General features: G+C 40.9%; 1 pseudogene. It reads left to right on the top strand.

The window, feature by feature from the left end:
- Positions 1-318 (top strand): annotated as a pseudogene (locus JR005_RS03680) (hypothetical protein); the annotation flags it as partial.

Below are 318 nucleotides of genomic sequence, written 5' to 3'. Positions count from 1 at the left end.
GTGACAGTCAAAAAGAGTTTATTCAAGAACTGGAATATCAGCGCTTGGTACATTCTTATGCGCAATTTGAAGAGGGTGTAATTAATAGTGCTGGCCGTTTACTTGGTGGGGCAGGAACTTATTTGCAGCTACAAAAAGACCGCGAGCAATTACTCACAGTATTTCCAAACCGTGATGAAACCATTAAGCGTATGAAAAAGGGTGAAATTGCCTATAAGCCTAGCTTGTTTGGCGCATGTACCAACCCTGATTCTTGCGAAAAAATTTCATTTACTGCGATTACCAGTTGTTTGAGTTGTGCCCATGCTGTGTTTGATA

The sequence above is a fragment of the Acinetobacter sp. Colony158 genome (assembly GCF_019264745.1).
In the GTDB taxonomy this organism is placed as follows: Bacteria; Pseudomonadota; Gammaproteobacteria; order Pseudomonadales; family Moraxellaceae; genus Acinetobacter; species Acinetobacter ursingii.
The sequence above is the reverse complement of the archived record's forward strand: the minus strand, read 5'-3'. Positions and strand labels throughout refer to the sequence as shown.